This window comes from Paraburkholderia fynbosensis, from assembly GCF_902859935.1.
Classification (GTDB): Bacteria; Pseudomonadota; Gammaproteobacteria; order Burkholderiales; family Burkholderiaceae; genus Paraburkholderia; species Paraburkholderia fynbosensis.
Map to the genome: position 1 here is coordinate 156,266 of NZ_CADIKI010000005.1, position 22,190 is coordinate 178,455.

The following is a 22,190-nucleotide window of genomic DNA, read 5'->3' on the forward strand; positions in this document are numbered from 1 at the left end:
ATGGCATCATGGACCCGCTCGGCTCAAATGATCCGCTTGATCCCCTCGACCCGAACGCCGTCAGGTCGTCCACGCAGCCGGGAGCAGCCGGCGCACGAATCACGGGGAGCGGAGTCGGCGACGGCCCCGGCCCCGACGTGATGGCGGCAGCCACGCTAGACGGCAACAAAGTACTCTCTTCCGATGGCGAAGATCTCGGCAAGATCTCGGACATCATGCTCGATTTGCGTGGTGGCCGAATCGCTTACGCCGTGCTCACAGCAGGCGGGTTTCTTGGCATGGGCGGAACACTCCATGCCATTCCGTGGAGCGCGCTCACGCTTGACACCGATGAAAAGTGCTTCCGCCTCGATGCGACCGCGGAACGTGTAAAAAGCGCCCCCGGGTTTGACAAGGACCATTGGCCAGCGATGGCTGATCCGCAGTGGGGTGCTGCCGTCCACCAGTTCTACGACCGCGAACCGTACTGGCAGGCCACGCGCGAGGTGGTCGAAAGAGACCCGTTCACCCGGATTGACCCGCCGGCCGATCTGTAGTCTCTACGTCGCGGATATCGGGCGCAGTGCATCCGCGACGTTGCAGATTGAGCTAGCCGTGGGTGGCCTAAGCAGAGCGCCTATGACGTTCACGTGATTTGACCGAAGAACGCGTCGTCCGCGCGACGCGGCACTACGTCGGAGCCGCGATCACGGGCGCGCTATGAAAATCAATGACAGTGTCCAGGTGAGCAATCGGTATTGCGCGCCTCGATGCTATCTCGCAGGCTTTGCCGACAAACGGCGACCTTGGCTAACGTTATGTGACTGCTGGAGACAAACGATGAATATCCCCATGCAAGCCGTCTCTTTCCTCACATCGCGAGGCCTGAAACTGGCCACTGCCGAATCCTGCACCGGCGGCCAGATCGCGTCCTACCTCGCGAGCGTGCCGGGTAGCGGCGCGTGCCTCGACGTCGGCTTCGTGAGCTACTCGCCATCGGGCAAAGCCGGCTTCCTCGGCGTCAGGAGAACGACGATGGAACAGTTCGGCCTGACGAGCGAAGAAGTCGCCCACGAGATGGCGGAAGGCGTGCTTCGCCAGGAAGGCTGCTGTGCCGATGTGGCCGTGTCCAACACCGGGCTCGCGGACGCCGCCCCTGAAGGCGGTCCGCCAGCGGGTACCCAGTGCTTCGCCTGGTCGTTCCGGACCCGCAACGGCGAACTGCTCACGTTCACTGAAACGCGCCTCTTTCCAGGCGACAGAAACGAGGTACGTTCGGCAGCCGCGCTGTACGCGCTGTCGCGCATCGAGCATTACTTCGATCGACTACCGCGCACTCAGCGGGAACACTCTCAGAGGACTTCGCCATGACTTTGCCGCCTTCTACCGAAAGGGACGCCTGGCAACAGGCCGTCATTCACGAACTCGGCGTTGCTCGCGATTTCGACGTCGACATGGAGCGGGAACAACGCATCGCCTTCCTTTCCGACTACCTCATCTCGCAGGGGCTTCGCACTTACGTGCTCGGCATCAGCGGCGGCGTGGATTCGTCCACCGCGGGCCGGCTTGCGCAACTCGCGGTCGAGCGCCTTCGCGCACGCGGCTACGAAGCGAAGTTCGTGGCTGTCCGACTTCCCTACGGCAGCCAGCGCGACGAGGAAGACGCCGCTCTCGCGCTCGAGTTCGTCCGTCCCGACGAGACGTTCACGGTCAACGTCAAGGATCCATCGGATGCGATGCTGTTCTCGCTCAAGCGAGGGAACGTCCAGTACGTCGACGACTTTCAGGAAGACTTCGTGCTCGGCAACATCAAGGCCCGGCAACGAATGATCGCGCAATATGCAATCGCCGGGGCTCGCGTGGGCGTCGTGATCGGCACCGACCACGCGGCCGAGTCACTCATGGGCTTTTTTACGAAATACGGCGACGGCGGTGCGGACATCCTGCCTCTCGCCGGTCTCACGAAGCGGCGCGTACGAGCATTGGCGCAGGCGTTGGGCGCGGCAACTCGCCTCGCCTGGAAGGTACCGACGGCTGACCTCGAATCGCTGACGCCGCAAAAGCCGGACGAGGACAGCTACGGCATCAGTTATGAAGACATCGACGACTTCCTCGAAGGCAAGCCGGTCGGCGACGCAGTGTTTGCCACGATTCATCGCTTTTATACTGCAACCCGTCATAAGCGCGCGCTTCCGGTGTCGCCGGTCTATCCACAGCTATGATCGACGGTCCAGCAGGCACCGCACGCTGCTGCAAAAGAACGAGTTCGCCGATTGCCGAGCCGGGTTGAACGGTCGCCGTCAGGCGTGCAATCTCCGGTAGACAGGTATGCACTGCGGCATTGCCGAAACGCGGTCGCGCCGTCCGTCCCGGGACGGAGCCACCCGGTGCGAGAACGGCCTCAACGCAGCGAACGCGACGCGCACGTGCAGCGTTATTTGTGCAGCTTCTGCCGTAGTGAACTTACATCGTTCGCGGTTATCGGCTGTGCGTTGTTGCCCCACGCGCTGCGGATGTAGGTCAGTACCTGGCCAATTGCCACATCGGGGAGCGTGTCGGCGAAGCGCGGCATTTGTTGACGGGGCGGTCCAGTAAGCGTCGACGGACTATTGCCACCCTCGACCATCAGGCGAATCAGCGAGGTCGTATCTTCCGCGAGCACCGACGTGTTGCCCGCGAGCGCGGGGAACACGTTCGGTACGCCCTCACCCGCCTCACCGTGGCATTTTGCGCAAAACGAACGATAGACGCTGTATCCCAGCGACGACGTATCGGGCACGCGATTGCCGTTCAGCGGCTTGCGCGCAACATTGTCTTGCGGCGCATAGGTTCCCGAGGGATTATGCGGCGGCAGCGACTTCAGATAGCGGGCAATCGCTTGCAGGTCGTCGTCGGTCAGGTACTGCGTGCTGTCCTCGATCTGCTCGACCATGCTCCCATATGCAACGTTGCCCGCGCCGTGCCCCGTCTTCAGGAACGCGGCGATTTCGGCTGCGCGCCAGCGGCCGAGCCCCGAGCCCGGATCCCCGGTTAAATCCGGCGCGAACCAGTGGTCGTTGACGCCGCCGGTGAGAAAGGTCGACGACGTTTCATCCGTGCCCTTCTCCTGGTAAGCGACGCCGCGCGGCGTATGGCAACTGCCGCAATGGCCCGCCGATTGCACGAGGTAGGCACCGCGATTCCACTGTGCGTCGCGGTCGGCGCGCGGCCGGTACGGCTCGGGCGGCACGAACGCCCTTTGCCAGAACCGCAGCGCCCAACGCTGGTTGAACGGGAATGCGACATCCGACTCGGCGTTCGGCTTCGCGACCGGCTGGACGCCATGCATCATGTACGTATAGAGCGCATGCATGTCCGCGTCATCGAGCTTCGCAAACGCGTTGTACGGCATCGCCGGGTAGAGCCGCTTGCCGCCACGCGCGATGCCTTGACGCAGCGCACGCGCGAAGTCGTCGTAGGTGTACCGGCCGATCCCGTAGCGCGGATCGGGCGTAATGTTGGTCGCCATGATCGTGCCAAATGGTGAAACGAGGCCGTGTCCGCCTGCATAGGGCGCGCCGCCTTGCGCCGCCGTGTGGCAACCTGCGCAATCGCTGGCTTTCGCGACGTACTCGCCGCGCGCGAGCGTCCCCGCGTCTGGTCGAGGCGCAGCGGCTCCTACTGGAGCACCTGCCGAAGACGATGCGGAGACGGCGCGCGACGAGTCCGATGCCGACGCATCTTCACTGCGCGCGTCGCGCATTGCGATGCCGGCGGCGGCTATCGCGAGCGCGAGGGTGCAAGCGGCAAGCCCGGCATGACGGCGGGCTCTCGCAAATGCGCGTGACGTTTGCGGCATCATCGCGCACCGTCCTGCGGCAATGCCGCTGTGGGATCGCTGGCGAGATCGTCTCGCGTCGGGCTCCTCAACCAGCGCGCCACGATCGCCAATCCGCCGACCAGGTATACGATCGCAGCCGGCACCCACATGATGAGGCCGCCGGCCTGCTGGTCATGCAGCACATCGACGCCGAGCGCGCTCGTCGGCTCGATATAGAACGGATACCACAAGCCCGGCGCGAGCGAAATCAAGGCGCCGAGCGCGCTCGTATGGACCATCGTCGTGAACACGGACAACAACGCGTGACCGCCTGACTGACGCGAAGCACCGTCGCCAAAGACGGTCCACCAGAAAATGAGCGCGGTCAGCAGGAAACTGGTGTGCTGCAGCGTGTGCACCCACGGGTGCGCGAGCGCGGCTTCGAACATCACCGGCGCATGCCAGCCCCAGAGTGCTGCCGCGTGGAGGACCCATCCGGTGAGCGGCGCGGTCAGCCCCCGCCACGCGCGGACGAATGCGGGCCTGCGCACCGCCCGGCCGACGCGCCGACGGGCGCTGCGTGGCAATGCCCAAATCCATACGCCGAGCGGTCGTGCCGCCACGAGGAGCGGTGCGGCGATCAGCATCATCGTTTCGTGCTGGACCATGTGCGCGGAAAACAGAGCCGCGGACAAAGCATCGAGCGGCGAGCACAACGCGATCACGAGCGCGGCCATGCCACCCGCAAACGCACTCGCATGCCTCGCGCGGATTGCGCGGCTATGCGACGAACCGCGTCGGCGCAACCGCAGGTGACCGATCGCATACGCGAGCGTGCTTGCGAGCATCAACGCGACGACCCACGCGTCGAACGACCAGCCGAATGTGGGCGCGCCGCGTTCGCCTTCGGTAAGCACGTGCGCGCATGCGAGCGGCGCAGCGGTCAGTGCCAATGCGGCGCCCGCGCGCCCGAGCGCGAGTCGCCGCTTTCCGGCAAGGAGCGCGAAGTAGCAGATTGCGGAAAGCCACGCGATCATCGGCAGGGTGAAAGCAGCCATTGCGGGAACCACATCGTCAACTGGATGACCGCGCACAAAGCGGCGACGAGCATCGCCATCAGGGCAAGAAACGGCCGACGCGCGCCGCGCGGCACATAGCTGCCGTGGAAGCGCCCGACTGTGGCGCGCCAGCGCCGGTAGGCAAGCCACGCCGCGATGACCGAGAAGCCGAACGCAAGCGCGCTCACCACGTCGAGCGCAGTGTGCCGGCCGGACGCGCAGGCGATCTGCACCAGCACGTAGTTGAGGCTCTGCGCGCCGAGTACTACCGCCGGGGCCACCAGCAGGCCAAGCCAGATCGAGATTCCACTATGCTTCATTGATGGATCCGCGGGACAAGGTAGATGACTGCGTAGATGGGCAGCCAGCTCAGGACGACGAAGTACCAGTAGACCGCGTTCTCGCTCGTGTCGAGCAGGCGCTTTTTCTCGAACGGCCCGGTGTAGAGCAGCGTCGCCAGCACGGCGGTATCGACGGTATCGGTGATCAGGTGGGTCGTGTGCAGGCCCAGCAGCAGCCACACGATAGAACCGTATGCATTCGCGTACCACATCACGTTGAGCGCGCCGAATTCAGCGCCACGCACGACAAGGAACACAAGCGCAAACGCTAGACATATTACAAGCCATAGGCGCGCCCGATTGCGTTCGCCACGCTCTGCCGCGCGCTTGGCAAGCTGGTTCGGCCAAAGACTCGCGACCAATACGGCCGTATTGACCGATCCCCACACCAGCGAGGGCGGCGGTGCGTGCAGGGGCCACGCTGTGTTGACCGCGCGCAGATAGAAGTACATACCGACGGCCATCGCGAACAGGGTTCCCTCGATCAGCATCAAGCCCGCCGTCGCCCACCACATGAGGCTGCGATGACTGAAACCGAAGCTCGGCAATGCGCGCACGTCGAGCACCGCGGCCCTCTGCGAGGCGCCATGGCTGGCCGCTTTGCGCGACGGCGGGTTCGCGTTCACATGGCGCGCCGCCTTATTCGTGGCGGGCGAATCCGGCCAGCGCTCGAGCGCGCGCGCGACCCGGTTCTCGCGCCGCCCCGGCCAGAACCAGGCAATCATCGCCACGGCGACCGGCACCGTGCCCCACCATACGGCCGAGGGCGTGAAGATCGAACCGATGAAGAAGACTGTGGTCGCGATCGCACTGAGGAACGGCCAGATCGACGGTTGCGGAAAGAGCGGGCGCGTGTCCGGCCGCGCGTCGAGGGCTGTCGTGGTCAACACCTCGCGCGCGAGCGCGGCGAGGCCCGCCACCGCACGCGGCGCGCGCCCCGGCTCCCAGAGCGGCGCGCGGCCGTGCACGACCGGCAGCACATCGAAGTTGTGCGGCGGCGGCGCGCTTGGGACGCTCCATTCGAGTGTGCCCGCACCCCAAGGGTTCGCGTCGGCCCGCGCGCCCCGCCGCAGACTCCATATCACGTTGACGATGAACAGCAGCACGCTCACGGCGATCAGGTACGCCCCCAGTGTCGCGATGAGATTCATGCCGTCCCAGCCCATGGCGGCGGGGTACGTCCACACGCGCCGCGGCATTCCATGGAGGCCCAGCAGGTGCATCGGAAAGAAAGTGACGTTGAAGCCGACGAAGAACAGCCAGAACTGCCAATGCGCGAGGCGCTCGCCAAGCATGCGTCCGGTGAATTTCGGAAACCAGTAGTGGAAGGCGCCAAAGAGCGGAAACACCGCGCCGCCGAGCAGCACGTAATGCAGATGCGCCACGACGAAATAGGTGTCATGTACCTGCAGGTCGAGCGGTACGGAGCCGAGCATGATGCCGGTCATCCCGCCGAGCACGAGAATGAAGAAGAACGCGAGCACGAACAGCAGTGGCGGCTTCACACTGAGACGTCCAGTGAGCAGCGTCGCTAGCCAGCAATAGATCTGGATACCGGACGGAACCGCAATCATCACGCTCGCCGCAGTGAAGAATGTCTTGCCGAGATCAGGGACGGCCGTCGCGAACATGTGGTGCACCCATAAGCCGAACGCAAGAAACGCCGTCGCGATCAGCGCGAGCACCATCGCGGAGTAACCGAAAATCGGGCGGCGCGAGAATGTCTCGATGATCGATGACATAAACCCGAGCGCCGGAATGAAGATCAGATACACCTCGGGATGACCGAAGAACCAGAACAGGTGCTGCCACAACAGCACGTCGCCGCCGAGCGCCGGGTTATAGAACTGCGTCCCTACCAGTCGGTCGAGAATCAGCGCAGTGCTCGCCAGCATGACTGCGGGCATCGCGAAGAGCACCATGAATTGCGTGACAAGCGTGGCCCACACGAAAAGAGGCATCCGGTTCAGCGACATGCCCGGCGCGCGCATCTTGAGGATCGTGGCAATCAATATGACAGCGACGAGTAACGCGGACAGTTCGCTAAAGGTGATCATTTGCGCCCAGATATCGCTGCCCTTGCCGGTCGCATAGTCGGGGCCGGCCAGCGGCACATAGCTGAACCAGCCTGAGCGCGGGCCTGCACCTAGCAGAAACGCGATGAAGAGCGTGACACCGCCGAACAGAAAGACCCAGTATGCGTACGCGTTCATCCGCGGAAACGCGACGCTGCGTGCGCCGATCAGCAGCGGAATCAGGTACATCGCCACCGCCTGCATCACAGGAACCGCGAACAGAAACATCATGGCCGTGCCATGGATCGTGAAGAGCTGGTTGTACATGTCAGGGCCGACTACGTGGTTCGCCGGCCGCGCGAGCTGAGTGCGCATCACAAGTGCCATGATCCCCGCGAGCAGGAAAAACACGAACGTCGTGCACATGAAGCGGCGCGCGATGGTTTTGTGATCGATCGCGCTGAACCAGCCGATGATGCCCGGGCGATCGCTCCAGGTGCGCGCCAGCGCGGCCAGCGTACCGGTATCGGCATCCGGCCCGTCCTTTATCTGCGCGACGGCGTCGGCGCCCGGCGGCTTTTCGATCGTGCTCATTGCAATGTGGTAAGCCATCGGACGACCGCGAGGCGATCGGCATCCGCAAGCGGCACAGCCGGCATCGTCGCGCCGGGCTTCTGTGCATTCGGATCCTTTATCCACGCGGCAAGATTTTCAGGCGTGTTGGCGAGCACGCCCGCGGCGATCGTCTCCCTGCTCATCAGGTGAGTGAGGTCGGGGCCGGGCGTGCCCGTCGCGGAAGTGCCGCGCACCGTGTGGCAACCCGCGCAACTCGCGCGCTCGAACACGTCGCGGCCATGAAGCGCGACGGCGTCGGTGGTTTGCGCGAGCGGCTGCGCCTGCCGCGCCACCCAGGCCGCGTAGCGCTCGGGCGGCTCGGCGACGACGAGCATTGCCATCAATGCATGTTCTGCGCCGCAATATTCAGCGCACTGTCCGCGATAGACTCCTGGCTGGTCCGCGCGAAACTCGATCGTCGTGTCGATACCCGGCAGCATGTCTTTTTTGCCGTGCAGACTGGGCACCCAGAAGCTGTGGATCACATCTTCCGCCTGCAGCGACACGACAACCGGCCGGCCAACCGGCACGTGCAATTCGTTTGCGGTAACGAATCCCGGCTGTCCGCCCTGCGGAGGATACGACGCCTGCCACCACCATTGCGCGCCGATCATGTCGATGCGCACGGGGTCTGTTACCGGCATCCTCGAGAGCGCGCGATCCGTCAGCACGTCGGCGACGATCAGTCCGACGAGGACGATCACCGACAGCACGCTTGCGCCAATCACGACACGCCGCGTGCGGTGTTCCGGCTGCGTCAGCGAGCCAAGCTCAGGCGGGCGAGTCGCCGGCGGTTGCGCGGCAAGGCCGCGCCCATTGCGGACCAGCGCAACGAGAGTCGCCAACAGCACGAGTGCGAAAACGATCCCGCATACGATCAGCGAGAGATTCCATAGCTTCGCAATGTGCGCAGCCTGCACGCCTGCCGGCTGCAACGCGTTTTGCTGCGGCTGCGCGGCGGATTGCGCGACGTGCGACATCGCGAGCAGCGAGCCGGCGACCGTATAGGCCGCGCGTTTCCAGCCGGCAGGCGCAGCGCCGCCGCGGGACCGCGCAATCGCGTGAATCTGAGCTCCGACGTCAGGGATCATTTACGTAGGTAAGCGTATGAGTTTGCGGTCCGCCGCATTTTTCGTGCCGCGTGTCCAGCAGGCGAAAGCGGCAGGTGTTCCGTTACGCCAGCAATGTTCCTCGAGGGCGCGATGGGAAGGCTTGCGCGGCAACAAGCGCGAGCCAACGTGGAATGCGGCTTGCTCACCACGAATTTCCATGTCCCGCCGCACACAGCGCGCAAAGGTCTCATGAACTTCGGCAGCCCACTGCTTGTCGTCTCTCCGCATCTGGACGACGCGGTGCTGAGTTGCGGCCTGTTGCTCGCCGCGCATCCGGCCGCAACCGTATGTACGATTTTCACGTCCGCGCCAGAAGGCGACATGATGACCGACTGGGACCGCGCCTCGGGCTTCACAGGCGCATTCGAGGCGACGCGCGCGCGCAGAACAGAGGATGTGCGCGCTTTGAGCGTGCTGCGCGCTTCACCCATCCATTTGCCTTTCTGCGACGCGCAATATCTGTCATCGCCTTCGCACGAAGCACTTGTCGCGGCGTTGCGCGCAACGTTCCTCGAAGTGAAACCCGCGACTGCGCTGTTCCCCCTTGGACTATTCCATTCCGATCACACGATGGCGTCCGACGCTTGCCTCGCCGCCCTGCGGTCATTCAAAGATCTAGCGGCGTACGCCTACGAAGACGTCCCCTACCGGAATATTCCAGGCATCCTCCAGGAGCGTCTGGCCACTATGCTCGAACAAGGCATCAAGGTGAGTCCAATCGACATGGCAGACACCGGGGCGCACGCGCGACACCTCCAGTTGAAGCAGGCAGCGCTCGGCAGATACGGAAGCCAGCTACGAGCATTCGGTCCCGAAGGGCGTGCCGCCCTCGATTCGCCGGAACGCTACTGGGTCCTTCGCGCTGCCGACGAAAGCGGCAGTAGCCGTGATTGAGCGCATCGGCACAACGCTTGCTCGACACCTGCATCGCATCGTCAGAAGAACATCAACAGCATGGAAAACAAAACGCTGGCCCGGCGCATTTCCGTTGTCGTGCTGACACATAACCGCGCGGACGAACTGAGCGCCACACTTACACGCCTGCTCGCCCTTCCCGAACGCCCACCCATTTATGTCGCCGACAACGCTTCGACCGACAACACCGTCGCGCTCGTCAAGACGCTGTTTCCGACGGTCCGCGTGATCGAGTGCGGCGAAAATCTCGGCGCGGCTGGCCGCAATCGTGCGGCTGCCTTCGTCGGCACTGACTATGTCGCCTTCTGCGATGACGACACGTGGTGGGAGCCGGGCTCGCTCGAACGCGCGGTGCAACTGCTCGACGCGTGGCCGAACGTCGGTGTGTTGAGTGCGCGCGTCGTCGTCGGTGAGAACCAGGCGCTGGACCCGACGTGCGCCGTGATGCGCGCGAGTCCGCTCGGCAGCAACGGCCTGCCCGGTCCCGCATTGATCGGCTACATGGCGGGCGCGTGCGTGTTCCGCACGTCACTGTTCCGCGAGGTAGGCGGCTACGAACCGCGGCTGTTCGTCGGCGGTGAGGAAGAGTTAGTGGCGCTAGACGTGCTGGCGGCGAACCGGTCGATTGTCTATTGTGAACAGTTGACCGTACACCATCATCCATCGCCGGCACGCGATAGCCGCTTGCGACGTCGCACACTCGCGCGCAACGCCGCGTGGATCGCGTGGCTGCGTCTGCCATGGCTGCAAGCATGCCGTGCGACGCTGCGCGCGCTCGACATGCTTGCGCGGGAGGGCAACCTGATGCGCGACGGCGCCGCGCTCATGCGCGGACTCGCCTGGGCACTCTCGCACCGCCGCGTCGTACCGGTCAACGTATTGCATTTGCGCGCACGTGTCCACGCGGCTGAACGGTCCATCGGCGCGATACCGGCGGACAGCCACCAGAAGCCAAGCGGCGGCGAGATCGACGCGCGCACGTGAGTTCATTCACCCGGCGTCGTATATGACGCGAGGGCCCTCGTGCAAGCGGCACCGAGGCGCAGCGCTCCAACGCTCTCCCGCGACCAGCTTCACATGCACTAAGTCGCGGTATTCGCCCGCGACTTGGCGCCCGTCAGCTTCGTGATGGCGAGGATCAACTCTTGCGGCGGCACAGGCTTCGTCAAATGTGCGTCGAAGCCGGCCGCCTGTGCGCGCCGTGGGTCTTCCGTTTCGGCATAGCCGGTCAGCGCGATCGCCGGCAGCGGTGCATGCGCCGTGCTCATGCGTTCGCTTTCGAGTGCGCGTATACGATGCAGCACTTCGTAACCGTCTACGTCCGCTAGCACAATGTCACATAACAGCACCTGCGGCCATTCGTTCCTCTGCGTGCGCCTCAGCCACTCGAGCGCCTGCGCACCGGACGATGCGAGCTGCACTCGCGCGCCACTGGCGCTCAACACCGCTTCGAGCGCGTCGCGCGCTTCCTCCTGATCGTCGACGGCCATGACCAGCAGATCGTCGATCTGCCTCGCGCCATCGTCTTCGCGCACATCGGCAACGGCATGCAGCGGCAGCATCGCGACATACGCGAGCTGGCCGTGCAGCGGCATCAACGTCAAGCCACCGCCCGCCGCTGCAAGCGTCGCTTCCATGCGCCGCGCGGCCGACTCCTCAAGCTCGGCCGGCTTGCCGCCCGCGCCGAGCACACTGACCCACGCATGATTGTTATGTCGTTCGACCCGCAGCGCGATCCGCTCGCCGGCTGCCGCCTGCTGGATTTCATTGAGGCACAATTCTGCGATCACCGGTTGCAGAACGCTCGGATCGCCGGTCACGCGCAGGTCGTTGTCGCCGAGTTCTACGTGCAGAGCCACGCGCTGCGCCGCGATTTCGTCATGCAATGCGTCGACCGCACCGGAGGTCAACGTGGCGAGGCTCACCGACTGCGCGGTGAGTTTGCGCTGCGCATGCTCGAGTTCGCCCTGCTGCCATTGCAGCGACCACATCTTCGCGTAGACGCCGTCGCGCGACAGCAATTCCCGATGCGTGCCCTGTTCGACCACGCGGCCATGCTCCATCACGAGAATCCAGTCGGCGTCCACCACAGTGGAAAGCCGATGAGCGATCACGATCGACGTACGGCCCTGCGCGAGGCGCGTCAGCTCGGTCTGGATTGCTCGTTCGGAGCGCGTATCGAGCGCCGACGTCGCTTCATCGAACACGATAATGCGCGGGTCCTTCAGAATGGCGCGCGCAATTGCAATGCGCTGACGCTCACCGCCCGACAGACGCACGCCGCGCTCGCCCACGCGCGTATCGTAATGGTCGGGCAGCCGCTCGATGAACTCGTCCAGTTGCGCGGCGCGCGCCGCGCGCACGACGTCCGCACGCGTCGCGGAGGGCCGGCCATAAGCGATGTTGTAAGCGATCGTCTCGTTGAACAGCACGGTATCTTGCGGCACGATGCCGATGGCTTCGCGCAGGCTTCGCTGCGTCACCTTGCCGATGTCCTGACCGTCGATGCGGATCGCGCCACTTTCGGGCTGGTAAAGCCGGAACAATAATTTTACGATCGTCGACTTGCCTGAGCCGCTGCCGCCGACCACCGCTAGCGTCTTGCCCGCATACGCATGGAAATCGACGTCGCGCAAAATCGGCCGCGCCGGGTCATAGCCGAAGTCCACGTGTTCGAAGTCGATTTTGCCCGCGTTCACGATCAGCGGCTGTGCTGCGGGATCGTCGATATCCTCGCCCACTCGCCCTTGCGTCGCGAGAATCGCGAACATGCGCTCGACGTTGACCATCGCGTCATTGGTCTCGCGAAATACGAAGCCGAGCGTATTCAACGGCATGCAAATCTGGATCAGATAGGCATTCACCAGAATCAGATCGCCGACGCTCATCGAGCCTGCAATCACATGCTGCGCGGCGAGCAGCATGATTGCGGCGATGCCGAGCGCGATCACCGCGCTCTGCCCGACATGCAAGGCGGTCAGCGCGCGCTGATTTGCCATTCTTGCGTGGACCCATTTTTCCAGCACTTCGCTGAGGCGGCGCGTTTCAGCCGCTTCGGTCGCGAAGTATTTGACTGTGTCGTAATTCAGCAGGCTATCGACGAGACGTCCATCGGATTGCGCCTCGAGCAGATTCACAGCGCGCTGAAAGGCAACCCGCCGCCGCGTGAATAAAAACGTATAGACCGCGTAACAAACGAAGGTAAGCGCGATCGCCAGTGTGAATTCGCGCGCATAGGCGCGCACCATGATCGTGACGATCGTCGCGATCTCGAAGCCGGTCGGCACGATGGTGAACAACGCGACGCCGAGCAGAAAACCGATACCGTCGGCCCCTTTCTGCACGTCACGCGCGATTGCGCCGGTTTCACGGCGCGTATGAAACCGCGCGCTCATTCCGTGCAGATGCGCGAACGTCCGCGCGGTGAAGGCGGCTACCGTGCGCTGCGTGACGACGCTGAACGCCACATCGCGCGCTTCGTTGAGCCCGTCGCCGAGAAAGCGCAGCAGCGCGTAAGCAAGCACCAGGAACACGGGAAACAGCGCCTGCGCGGCGGGTCGACCGAGTTCGTCGACGATGTGTTTCAGGACGAGCGGAATCAGTACGATCGACAGCTTGGCCGCCACCATCAGTAAAAGGGACAGCACGGTTTGCTTGCGATAACCCCACACGGCTTGCGCGAGGTCGGCGGCGATTCGGCCAGTGAGCCGCCGACGGGCCGACGGCGATTGCGGGGACGAAGTCGGTGAATTCAGCATGGGTGTCGACTGCTTCTACGCGCGCTGCGAACGCGACCAACAACTATCTACCGGCCGCGTGACGAAATATCGGAAAGCGAACCATCCCTGCTTGCAATGCGTTCGCACAGCAAGCAGCGCTCCCGGCATATGCAGAAAGTGACATACATATAGCGCCTTTAGCAAAAATTCCCTCGCAATCGCGTATACGCATCGCAGCACGGAACGATCTTCCACGCGCGCAATGTTACATGCGGCGTGTAAAAACAGGGAACGCCACAGCGCTTCTCTCGCACCGAATCGAAAACCAGTGACGACGCTTCGTCCGTCCGCAGAGCAGTGCATCTGCCCGCGTCGGCGGGTAGAACCGTTGGCACACCCCATGCTGTGCGTACTACAACCGCCGCGCACCAACCATTTGTGCCCACCCTGCAAAGGAACGCCATGAAAATCGCTCTCGTCAGTGAACACGCCTCGCCACTCGCTATTGCCGGCGGGGTCGACAGCGGCGGACAGAACATCTACGTCGCCAATGTCGCGCGCGAACTCGTGATGATGGGGCATCAGGTCGATGTCTTCACGCGCCGGGACCGCGCGCTGCTGCCGCTCATCTCGGACATGGACGGCGTGCGGGTCATTCATGTGCCGGCGGGGCCGCCAAAGCAGTTGCCGAAGGAGCAGCTCTTGCCGTTCATGGACGAATTCGCCGCGTTCCTGGTCGAATTCTTCCGACGCGAGCGCGAGCCGTATGAGGTCATCCACGCAAACTTCTTCATGTCCGGTCTTGCCGCGCTGAAGGTCAAGGCGGCACTTGGCGTGCCGCTTGTCACTACCTTTCATGCGCTCGGCCGCGTACGCCGGATTCATCAGGGCGCGGACGACGGCTTTCCTGACGAACGTTTCGCGATCGAGGACGAACTGGTGGCGCGCTCGGACGTCGTGGTCGCAGAATGCCCGCAGGACCAGGCGGACCTGATCGAGCACTATCGCGCCGACCTGTCGCGCATCGAGATCGTGCCATGCGGCTTCGACGCCGCGGAATTCCGGCCGATGGACCGCGCTGCCGCACGCGAAGCGCTCGGCTGGCGCCAGGACGAATTCACGGTGCTGCAACTGGGCCGGCTCGTGCAACGCAAGGGCATCGACAACGTGGTGCGCGGCGTGGGCGTTCTCAAGCAGGCGTTCGGGGCATTCGCGCGGCTCTATGTAGTGGGCGGCAATTCGAACTCGCCGAACGAACTTGCGACGCCAGAGATCGCACGGCTACGCAGCATCGCGCGCGAGTGCGGCGTGGCGGACCAGACTACCTTTGTCGGCCGGCGCGGACGTGCGCAACTGCGCCATTTCTATAGTGCCGCCGACGTGTTCGTGACCACGCCCTGGTACGAGCCGTTCGGCATCACGCCGGTCGAGGCAATGGCTTGCGGGACGCCAGTGATTGGCGCCGACGTAGGCGGCATCCGCTATTCGGTCGCGCACGGCCAGACTGGCTTCCTTGTTCCGCCGCGAGATCCGGCCGCGCTTGCCGCGCGCCTCGACCAGTTGCGACGGGACCCCGAGCTTGCCCGTCGCATGGGTGAGGCAGGTCTTGCGCGCGCACACGCGCAGTTCACATGGCGAGGCGTCGGCGATTCGCTGGCGCAGATCTACGCACGCGCGGCGTGCCTCGCGCCGGCGACAAGCGCTTCCGAGCAGGTGGAAGTGCCGAAACGCGCGGCGGTGGGCGGGGCTTACGGATAAGGCAGCGAATGCGAAGCGCACTTGCGTCGTTGCCCCATCCCTGCCACGGCCATTCATTTCCTGCTCACGCTTTCCGCCTGGACGTTTCATGATGCAAGCCGCTGTATTCCTCGACAAGGACGGCACGCTGCTCGACGATGTGCCATACAACGTCGAGCCTTCGTCGATGCGTTTCGCGCCGGGCGCAGGCGACGCTTTGCGACTGCTCGCCGCGCAGCCGGTCGCGCTGTTCGTCATCAGCAATCAGTCCGGCGTCGCGCTCGGGAAGTTCGACTACGACGCGTTGCATGCAGTCGAAGCCGAACTGCATCGCATGTTCGCCAAGTGCGGCGCGACGCTGGGCGGCGTGTACTGGTGCCCGCATCTTCCAGGCGGCCGCGTCGCGCGCTACGCCTGCGTGTGCGGCTGCCGCAAACCGGCGCCCGGCATGCTGCTGCGCGCCGCGCACGAACACCGGCTCGACCTCGCGCGGAGCTGGTTCATCGGCGATATTCTCGACGACGTCGAAGCGGGCAATCGCGCGGGCTGCCGAACGGTGCTGCTCGACAACGGTCATGAAACCCAATGGCTCGACAGCGAGCACCGCGTGCCGACCGCGCGCGCCGCCGATCTGCATGAAGCCGCGCAAATCGTGGTTGGCGGCGGCAGGACCGACGGCGGACTCGATGCGCCAGTGCGCGAGGAAGCCGCGCGATGAATGCCCCACTGCAACTCGCTCAACCGACACTCGCGCATGCACGGGTAGCCGATACGTCGCCGCCCACTCGCTGGGGTGAGGACGTCAAGCGGATTCTCTGCATACGCGTCGACAATCTCGGCGACGTGCTGATGACGACACCCGCGCTGCATGCGCTGCGTCACGGCGGCCCGGATCGGCACATCACGATGCTCGCATCGCGCAGCGGCGCGGCGCTCGCGCCTTTTCTCGACGACGTGGACGACGTGATCGAATACGGCGCGCCTTGGGTCGCGCCTTTGTCGAACGGCGCACGCACGCTGCTGGACGATCAGCGGATGCAGGACCGATTGCGCTGCGGCGCCTTCGACGCCGCGGTCATTTTCACGGTCTATAGTCAAAGCCCGTTGCCCGCCGCGATGCTCTGCTATCTGGCCGGCATTCCGCGCCGTCTCGCGCATTGCCGCGAAAATCCTTATGCGCTGCTGACCGACTGGCTGCGCGAACCCGAACCGCAGCAGCGCACGCGCCACGAAGTGGAACGGCAACTCGACCTCGTGCGCCACGTCGGCGCGCACGCGCAGGATACGCGCATGCGCTTTCGCGTCAACGCTTCCGACCGTCGCACGCTCCAGGCGCAACTCGTCGCGCGTGGCGTCGCCTGCGAAGGCGGGTGGATCGTGCTGCATCCTGGCGCCACGGCCGCTTCGCGCCGCTACCCGCCTGAGCGTTTTGGCGAGGTCGCGGCTCGGCTCGTACGCGAAACCGGCGCGCCCTTGCTGATTACCGGCTCTTCCGGCGAACGGCCACTGGTCGAAACAGTGATTCGCGCGGCCGCGCCCGGCGTGCGCTCGAAGCTGCACGATCTGAGCGGCGCGCTCACGCTCGGCGAACTCGGTGCATTGATCGAGCGCGCCAGCGTGCTCGTGTCCAACAACAGCGGACCGGTGCATCTCGCGTCCGCACTGCATACACCCGTGGTCGATCTCTATGCGCTGACCAATCCGCAGCACACGCCCTGGCAGACGGCGCAGCGCGTGCTGTTTCGCGACGTGGAATGCCGCTGGTGTTATCGCAGCGTGTGTCCGCAAGAGCATCACGCCTGTCTGCTAGGTGTCGCGCCGGACGAAGTGGTGCAGGCAGTGCTCGAATTGCGCGGCGAGGCAGCGGCGCGCGACGCGGCCGGTGCCACGGCTGGCGACGCGGCGAAGCAGGCCGATCACGCCAGCACGGCGCCCCTCTCTGGTGAACCCATCGCTCCCTGAAACCTTTCTCTTGCGAACGACCATGTACACACTCGGAATCAATGCCGTCTATCACGACAGCGCCGCAGCCCTGCTGCGCGACGGCGTCGTGCTCGCCGCCGCCGAAGACGAACGCTTCACGCATGTCAAACACGCGAAACGGCCTGTGCCGTTTGCGACCTGGCAACTGCCCTTCGACGCCATCGACTACTGCCTGAAGGCCGCCGGCATCACGCTTGCCGAAGTCGATCATGTGGCCTACTCCTATGACCCCACGCTGTTCGGCGGCATGCCGAGCCGCCCGGGCGCGACCATAGAATTGCCGTTCGATCCGGCCAATACGCATGTTCCCGACCCGTCGGCATCGCCGTGGGATCCGCTGTTCCTGAGCTATATCGCGAATGCCAAAGGGCAACTGCTGGACGGCGCGCCGCATCACCTGAAAAAACGCTTTCAGGGCGTCGATCGTGACCAGGGCTTCCAGTGGCACTTCGTCGAGCATCACCTCGCGCACGAAGCCAGCGCCTTTCTCGCCGCGCCGTTCGACGATACCGCCGTGCTGACGATGGACGGTCGGGGCGAAGGTGTGACGACGAGCATGGCCCGCTTTGTCGACGGCGAATACACGCGGCTGAAGCAGGTCGAACTGCCGCATTCGCTCGGCCTGCTTTACGAAGCCGTGACGGATTGGCTCGGCTTCCTGCACTCGTCGGATGAGTACAAGGTGATGGCGCTCGCCTCTTACGGCAAGCCGCTCTACCTCGATGTATTCCGCGAGATCGTGCGCTACCGCAGCGATGGAACCTATACCGTGGATGCGCCACGCCTCGTCGAGCGCTTCGGCCCGGCACGGGAACGCGGCGGGCCGCTGGAGCAGCGGCACTTCGATATCGCGCATTCGTTGCAGCGCGTGCTCGAGGAAACGGTGCTGCAACTGGCGGACTGGTTGCATCGGCAGACGGGTCTGAGCAAGCTCGCGATGGCCGGCGGCGTCGCGTTGAACTGCGTGATGAATTCGAAGCTACGTGACGCCGGTCCATTCGACGACATTTGGGTCCAGCCCGCTGCTGGCGACGCTGGCACCGCACTCGGCGCGGCGCTGTGGATCGATTACCGCGAGCGAGCCGCGCGCGGTGACCGTGCGCGTCGCTGGACGATGGACCACGCGTACCTCGGCCCCGAATACAGCGAAGCGGAAATCGAACAATTCCTGAGTTGGTCGAAGCTGCCCTACCGCCGCATGGACAATATCGCCGCCGAGACCGCCGATCTGCTCGCAAATGGCAAGGTGATCGGCTGGTATCAGGGGCGCACGGAATTCGGCCCGCGTGCGCTCGGCGCGCGTTCGATCCTCGCCTCGCCGGTGGATGCGCAGATGCAGGCGAAGCTCAACGAGATCAAGGACCGCGAAGACTTCCGCCCGGTCGCGCCGGTCGTGATGGAAGAGTATGCGAACGAATGGTTCGTGGATGGCAAGGTCGCACCGTTCATGCTGTTCGTGTTCGACGTGCGCGCGGACAAGGCAGCGCGCATTCCGGCCGTGCGCCACGTCGACGGCACGGCGCGCGTGCAGACCGTCAATCGCGCGCAGCATCCGCTGTATTACGACTTGCTGAACGCGTTCAGACAACGCACGGGTGTGCCGATTCTGGTCAACACGTCGTTCAATACGCGCGGAGAACCAATGGTGAATACGCCGCGCGACGCGGTGGAGTCGTTCTGGACCTCACCGCTCGACGCGCTGGTGATCGGGCCGTTCGTCGTCGACAAAACGGGGGGCCGCGCATGAGTTCGTCCGCGGCGGCTCCAATCGAAGCCGGCGGGATGTCGGCAAGCGCGTCTCGCGCTGAAGAAGCGGTTGCCGCGGATTATGCAGGCGCGCTACCCGCTCGCATGGATGTGTCCGTCGTGGTGCCGACCTATCGCCGTCCCGCGCTGCTGGCGGCGTGTCTGCGCGCACTGTGCGAGCAGGACTACCCTGCGGATCGCTACGAGATTATCGTTTGCGACGACGGCCCTGATGAAGCCACCCGCGCGTGCGTGGCGCGCTTCGCGGCCGCGCAGGCGGCGCGAGGACTGACCGTGCGCTACGTACCCGTCACGGGTAGCCAGGGCCCGGCAGGCGCGCGCAATGCGGGCTGGCAACAGGCGCGCTCGCCGTTGATCGCCTTCACGGACGACGACACGCTCCCTGATCGACATTGGCTTACGGCCGGTGTGGGGGCACTCGCACCCGGCGTGGCGGCCGCCTCGGGAAAGATCGTCGTGCCGCTGCCCGACTCGCCGACCGATTACGAAGCCGACGCGAGCGGACTCGAACGCGCGGAATTCGCCACCGCCAACGCCTTCGTCGCGCGCAAGTTTCTGGTTTCGACGGGCGGGTTCGACGAGCGCTTCACATCGGCGTGGCGCGAAGACTCCGATCTGCAATTTACGCTGATGCAAGCGGGCGGCGAGATCGTGCGTGCGACCGATGCCGTGGTCGTGCATCCCGTGCGGCCCGCACATTGGGGCGTCAGCATCGCGCAGCAGAAGAAGAGCCAGTTCGATGCGCTGCTCTACAAGAAGCACCCGCATCTGTTCAGGACACGCATCCGCGCGACACCGCCACTGCTTTACTACGCGATCCTGTGCGCGGCACTGACTGCGTTGTTCGCCGTGCCGGCCGGCCACATGACTATCGCGCTAACGGCGCTGATCGTGTGGCTGGCGTTGACTGGCTACTTCTCCGTCATGCGTTTGCACGGCCGTGATCGCAGCTGGCGGCACGTCGCCGAAATGGCGTGGACGTCTGTCCCGATTCCGTTTCTCTCGATCTATTGGCGGCTCTATGGCGCCTTCCGTTTCAAGGTGTTCTTTCCATGACTGCACCCTCGTTCCTGAGCGCGCTCGCGCCACGCCGCATTGTCGTGTTTCGCGCACTGCAACTCGGCGACATGCTGTGCGCCGTCCCCGCGCTGCGAGCGTTGCGCCACGCGGCACCGCACGCACACATCGCGCTGGTCGGGTTGCCGTGGGCTTGCGCGTTCGTCGAGCGCTATGCGGGCCTTATCGACGAACTGATCGTGTTCCCCGGTGCAATCGGATTTCCCGAGCAGCCGGAAACGAACGCCGGGCTGCCCGAATTTTTCTCGCGCATGCGCGCGCGGCATTTCGATCTCGCGATCCAGATGCACGGCAGTGGCGGGCCCGCCAACGATCTGCTGCTCGAGCTGGGTGCACAGGCTCTGGCTGGTTTCGTGCAGCCTGACGAGCCGGCGCGCCAAGGCTGCTTTATCGGCTGGCCCGACGATCTGCCCGAGGCCGACCGTTATCTCGCGTTGACGCACGCGCTCGGCGCACCGACGATCGAGCGGCAATCGGCATTTCCGCTTCATCATCAGGATCACGAAGAATATGAGGCGCTGGCCGCCGTCCATGGTGTGGAAGCGCAGCGGCTCGTGCTGATCCATCCCGGCGCGCAGTTGCCGTCGCGGCGCTGGCCTGCCGAGCGTTTCTCCGAGGTGGCCGACAACCTCGCAGCCGAAGGCTGGCAGATCGCGATTACCGGAACCGCCGCCGAAGCCTCGCTGACCGGCGCCGTGTTGGGTTCGATGATGTCTCCCGCGCTGCATCTCGCGGGCGCGACTTCGCTCGGCGGCCTCGCTGCACTCGTCGCGCACGCGCGTCTCGTCGTCTGCAACGACACCGGCATTTCGCACATCGCGGCGGCCGTGTCGACGGCGTCGGTCGTGATCGCTTCCGGCAGCGACACGCGCCGCTGGGCGCCGCCCGACCATGCGCTGCACCGCGTGCTCGCCGACTATACCCCCTGCCGGCCTTGCATGTTCCGCGAATGCCCGTATGGTCATCCATGCGCGTTGAATGTCAGCGTGGAACAGGTCGTTGAATCGGCGCGTGCGCAGCTCGCGCGGGTACACGGCGCGCAACCCGGCGCGCCGAACACGTTGCATGCGAACGCTCGCACTTTCGAGGAGATGCATCATGCTGCGTAACTGCCGCCGCCTGCGCGTGCTGACCTGGCACGTACACGGCAACTATCTGTATTACCTGACGCAAGCGCCGCACGATTTCTATCTCGTCACGAAACCGGGCCATCCGCCCGGCTACGCCGGCAAGGTCGGCGTGCTGCCGTGGGGCGACAACGTCCACGAAATCAATGCGGACGATGTGCCCGACGAAGCGTTCGACGTCGTCCTGTATCAGCACAAGAGCCACTGGGAATACGACCGCGAACATCTGCTGAGCCCGGCGCAGCAGCGCTTGCCGCGCGTCTATATCGAGCATGATCCGCCGCAGGACAATCCGTTCCAGCAATGGCATTGGGTCGACGACCCCCACACCTTGCTGGTCCACGTCACGCATTTCAATCAGTTGATGTGGGATTGCGGCGTCACGCCGACCCGGGTGATCGAACACGGCGTAGTCGTGCCCGAGGGCGTGCGCTATAGCGGCGAACTGGAACGCGGCATCGTGGTGGTGAATCATCTCGCGCAACGCGGACGTCGGCTCGGCGCGGATATCTTCAGCGCGACGCGCACCCGTGTGCCGCTCGATCTCGTCGGCATGGACGCCGGGCGGCTCGGCGGTATCGGCGAGATTGGCAATCTCGATCTGGCCGCCTTCACGGCGCGTTACCGCTTCTTCTTCAATCCGATTCGCTGGACCAGTCTCGGCCTCGCGATCGTCGAAGCGATGACCATTGGCATGCCGATCGTTGGTCTCGCTACGACCGAACTCGCCACGGTGATCCGCAATGGCGAAAACGGCTTCATTCATACCGATGTCGACGCCCTCGTTGATGCGATGGGTAGTTTGCTGCGCGACCCCGCCGAAGCGCGGCGTCTTGGCGAAGGCGCGCGGCGCACGGCGCTGGAGCGTTTTCATATCGACCGTTTCGCGCAGGACTGGCACGACGCGCTGCTGCACGTCACTGCCTGAGCGGCCGCGAACCGTACC

General features: G+C 64.6%; 18 protein-coding genes. 12 read left to right on the forward strand and 6 right to left on the reverse strand.

Going from position 1 to position 22,190, the window contains the following annotated elements; all coding sequences use genetic code 11:
• Positions 1 to 8: 8 nt before the first annotated feature.
• From HV770_RS10380 to nadE, 3 genes are all read left to right on the forward strand, one after another.
• Positions 9 to 536 (forward strand): PRC-barrel domain-containing protein, encoded by a 528-nt coding sequence (locus tag HV770_RS10380; RefSeq protein ID WP_175159306.1) that lies wholly within the window; start codon positions 9 to 11, stop codon positions 534 to 536.
• Between the two features lie 283 nt (positions 537 to 819).
• A complete protein-coding gene (locus HV770_RS10385) occupies positions 820 to 1,350 on the forward strand; it encodes a CinA family protein (protein ID WP_175159307.1) in 531 nt (176 codons plus the stop codon).
• Complete coding sequence (gene nadE, locus HV770_RS10390) at positions 1,347 to 2,201, forward strand: ammonia-dependent NAD(+) synthetase (protein ID WP_175159308.1); 855 nt, start codon at positions 1,347 to 1,349, stop codon at positions 2,199 to 2,201. The genes HV770_RS10385 and nadE overlap by 4 nt, the downstream gene beginning before the upstream one ends.
• A 212-nt stretch (positions 2,202 to 2,413) precedes the next feature.
• Here the strand turns inward: nadE and HV770_RS10395 are convergent, their stop codons facing one another.
• Genes HV770_RS10395 through coxB form a run of 5 tightly spaced genes read right to left on the reverse strand, consistent with a single transcriptional unit; the run spans position 2,414 to position 8,898 of the window.
• Positions 2,414 to 3,817, reverse strand: a complete 1,404-nt coding sequence (locus tag HV770_RS10395) for a c-type cytochrome (RefSeq protein WP_425497398.1) — start codon at positions 3,815 to 3,817, stop codon at positions 2,414 to 2,416.
• Positions 3,817 to 4,836, reverse strand: a complete 1,020-nt coding sequence (locus tag HV770_RS10400; protein ID WP_246290815.1) for a cytochrome c oxidase assembly protein — start codon at positions 4,834 to 4,836, stop codon at positions 3,817 to 3,819. The genes HV770_RS10395 and HV770_RS10400 overlap by 1 nt, the downstream gene beginning before the upstream one ends.
• Positions 4,812 to 5,156 carry a hypothetical protein gene (locus tag HV770_RS10405; protein ID WP_175159309.1) on the reverse strand — a complete coding sequence of 115 codons (345 nt, stop codon included), beginning with the start codon at positions 5,154 to 5,156 and terminating at the stop codon, positions 4,812 to 4,814. Before HV770_RS10405 ends, HV770_RS10400 begins: the two co-directional genes overlap by 25 nt.
• Positions 5,153 to 7,786, reverse strand: a complete 2,634-nt coding sequence (gene ctaD / locus HV770_RS10410) for a cytochrome c oxidase subunit I (protein WP_175159310.1) — start codon at positions 7,784 to 7,786, stop codon at positions 5,153 to 5,155. Before ctaD ends, HV770_RS10405 begins: the two co-directional genes overlap by 4 nt.
• A complete protein-coding gene (gene coxB, locus HV770_RS10415; RefSeq protein ID WP_425497388.1) occupies positions 7,783 to 8,898 on the reverse strand; it encodes a cytochrome c oxidase subunit II in 1,116 nt (371 codons plus the stop codon). The genes ctaD and coxB overlap by 4 nt, the downstream gene beginning before the upstream one ends.
• Positions 8,899 to 9,108: 210 nt before the next feature.
• Here coxB and HV770_RS10420 point away from each other — a divergent pair, with 210 nt between their 5' ends.
• Both HV770_RS10420 and HV770_RS10425 read left to right on the forward strand, forming a co-directional pair.
• Entirely contained in the window at positions 9,109 to 9,813 is a 705-nt protein-coding gene (locus tag HV770_RS10420) for a PIG-L deacetylase family protein (protein WP_175159311.1), read from the forward strand.
• A gap of 60 nt (positions 9,814 to 9,873) precedes the next feature.
• Positions 9,874 to 10,818: a glycosyltransferase family 2 protein gene (locus HV770_RS10425; RefSeq protein WP_175159312.1), complete on the forward strand. Its 945-nt coding sequence runs from the start codon at positions 9,874 to 9,876 to the stop codon at positions 10,816 to 10,818.
• Between the two features lie 98 nt (positions 10,819 to 10,916).
• On the opposite strand, the gene HV770_RS10430 is transcribed toward HV770_RS10425, so the two are convergent.
• On the reverse strand, positions 10,917 to 13,592 hold the full coding sequence (locus HV770_RS10430; RefSeq protein WP_175159313.1) for an ATP-binding cassette domain-containing protein: 2,676 nt from the start codon (positions 13,590 to 13,592) through the stop codon (positions 10,917 to 10,919).
• Positions 13,593 to 14,015: 423 nt separating this feature from the next.
• Here HV770_RS10430 and HV770_RS10435 point away from each other — a divergent pair, with 423 nt between their 5' ends.
• The 7 genes from HV770_RS10435 (at position 14,016) to HV770_RS10465 (ending at position 22,172) form a co-directional block, all read left to right on the forward strand.
• Entirely contained in the window at positions 14,016 to 15,311 is a 1,296-nt protein-coding gene (locus HV770_RS10435) for a glycosyltransferase family 4 protein (protein ID WP_175159314.1), read from the forward strand.
• An 88-nt stretch (positions 15,312 to 15,399) separates the two neighbouring features.
• On the forward strand, positions 15,400 to 16,008 hold the full coding sequence (locus HV770_RS10440) for a D-glycero-alpha-D-manno-heptose-1,7-bisphosphate 7-phosphatase (protein WP_175159315.1): 609 nt from the start codon (positions 15,400 to 15,402) through the stop codon (positions 16,006 to 16,008).
• Complete coding sequence (gene waaF, locus HV770_RS10445; RefSeq protein ID WP_175159316.1) at positions 16,005 to 17,252, forward strand: lipopolysaccharide heptosyltransferase II; 1,248 nt, start codon at positions 16,005 to 16,007, stop codon at positions 17,250 to 17,252. Before HV770_RS10440 ends, waaF begins: the two co-directional genes overlap by 4 nt.
• A 22-nt stretch (positions 17,253 to 17,274) precedes the next feature.
• Positions 17,275 to 19,020 (forward strand): carbamoyltransferase family protein, encoded by a 1,746-nt coding sequence (locus tag HV770_RS10450; protein ID WP_175159317.1) that lies wholly within the window; start codon positions 17,275 to 17,277, stop codon positions 19,018 to 19,020.
• Positions 19,017 to 20,096 carry a glycosyltransferase family 2 protein gene (locus tag HV770_RS10455; protein ID WP_175159318.1) on the forward strand — a complete coding sequence of 360 codons (1,080 nt, stop codon included), beginning with the start codon at positions 19,017 to 19,019 and terminating at the stop codon, positions 20,094 to 20,096. The genes HV770_RS10450 and HV770_RS10455 overlap by 4 nt, the downstream gene beginning before the upstream one ends.
• Positions 20,093 to 21,226, forward strand: coding sequence for a glycosyltransferase family 9 protein (locus HV770_RS10460; RefSeq protein WP_175159319.1), 1,134 nt, complete (start codon positions 20,093 to 20,095; stop codon positions 21,224 to 21,226). The genes HV770_RS10455 and HV770_RS10460 overlap by 4 nt, the downstream gene beginning before the upstream one ends.
• Positions 21,216 to 22,172 carry a glycosyltransferase family 4 protein gene (locus HV770_RS10465; protein ID WP_175159320.1) on the forward strand — a complete coding sequence of 319 codons (957 nt, stop codon included), beginning with the start codon at positions 21,216 to 21,218 and terminating at the stop codon, positions 22,170 to 22,172. The genes HV770_RS10460 and HV770_RS10465 overlap by 11 nt, the downstream gene beginning before the upstream one ends.
• Positions 22,173 to 22,190: the final 18 nt, after the last annotated feature.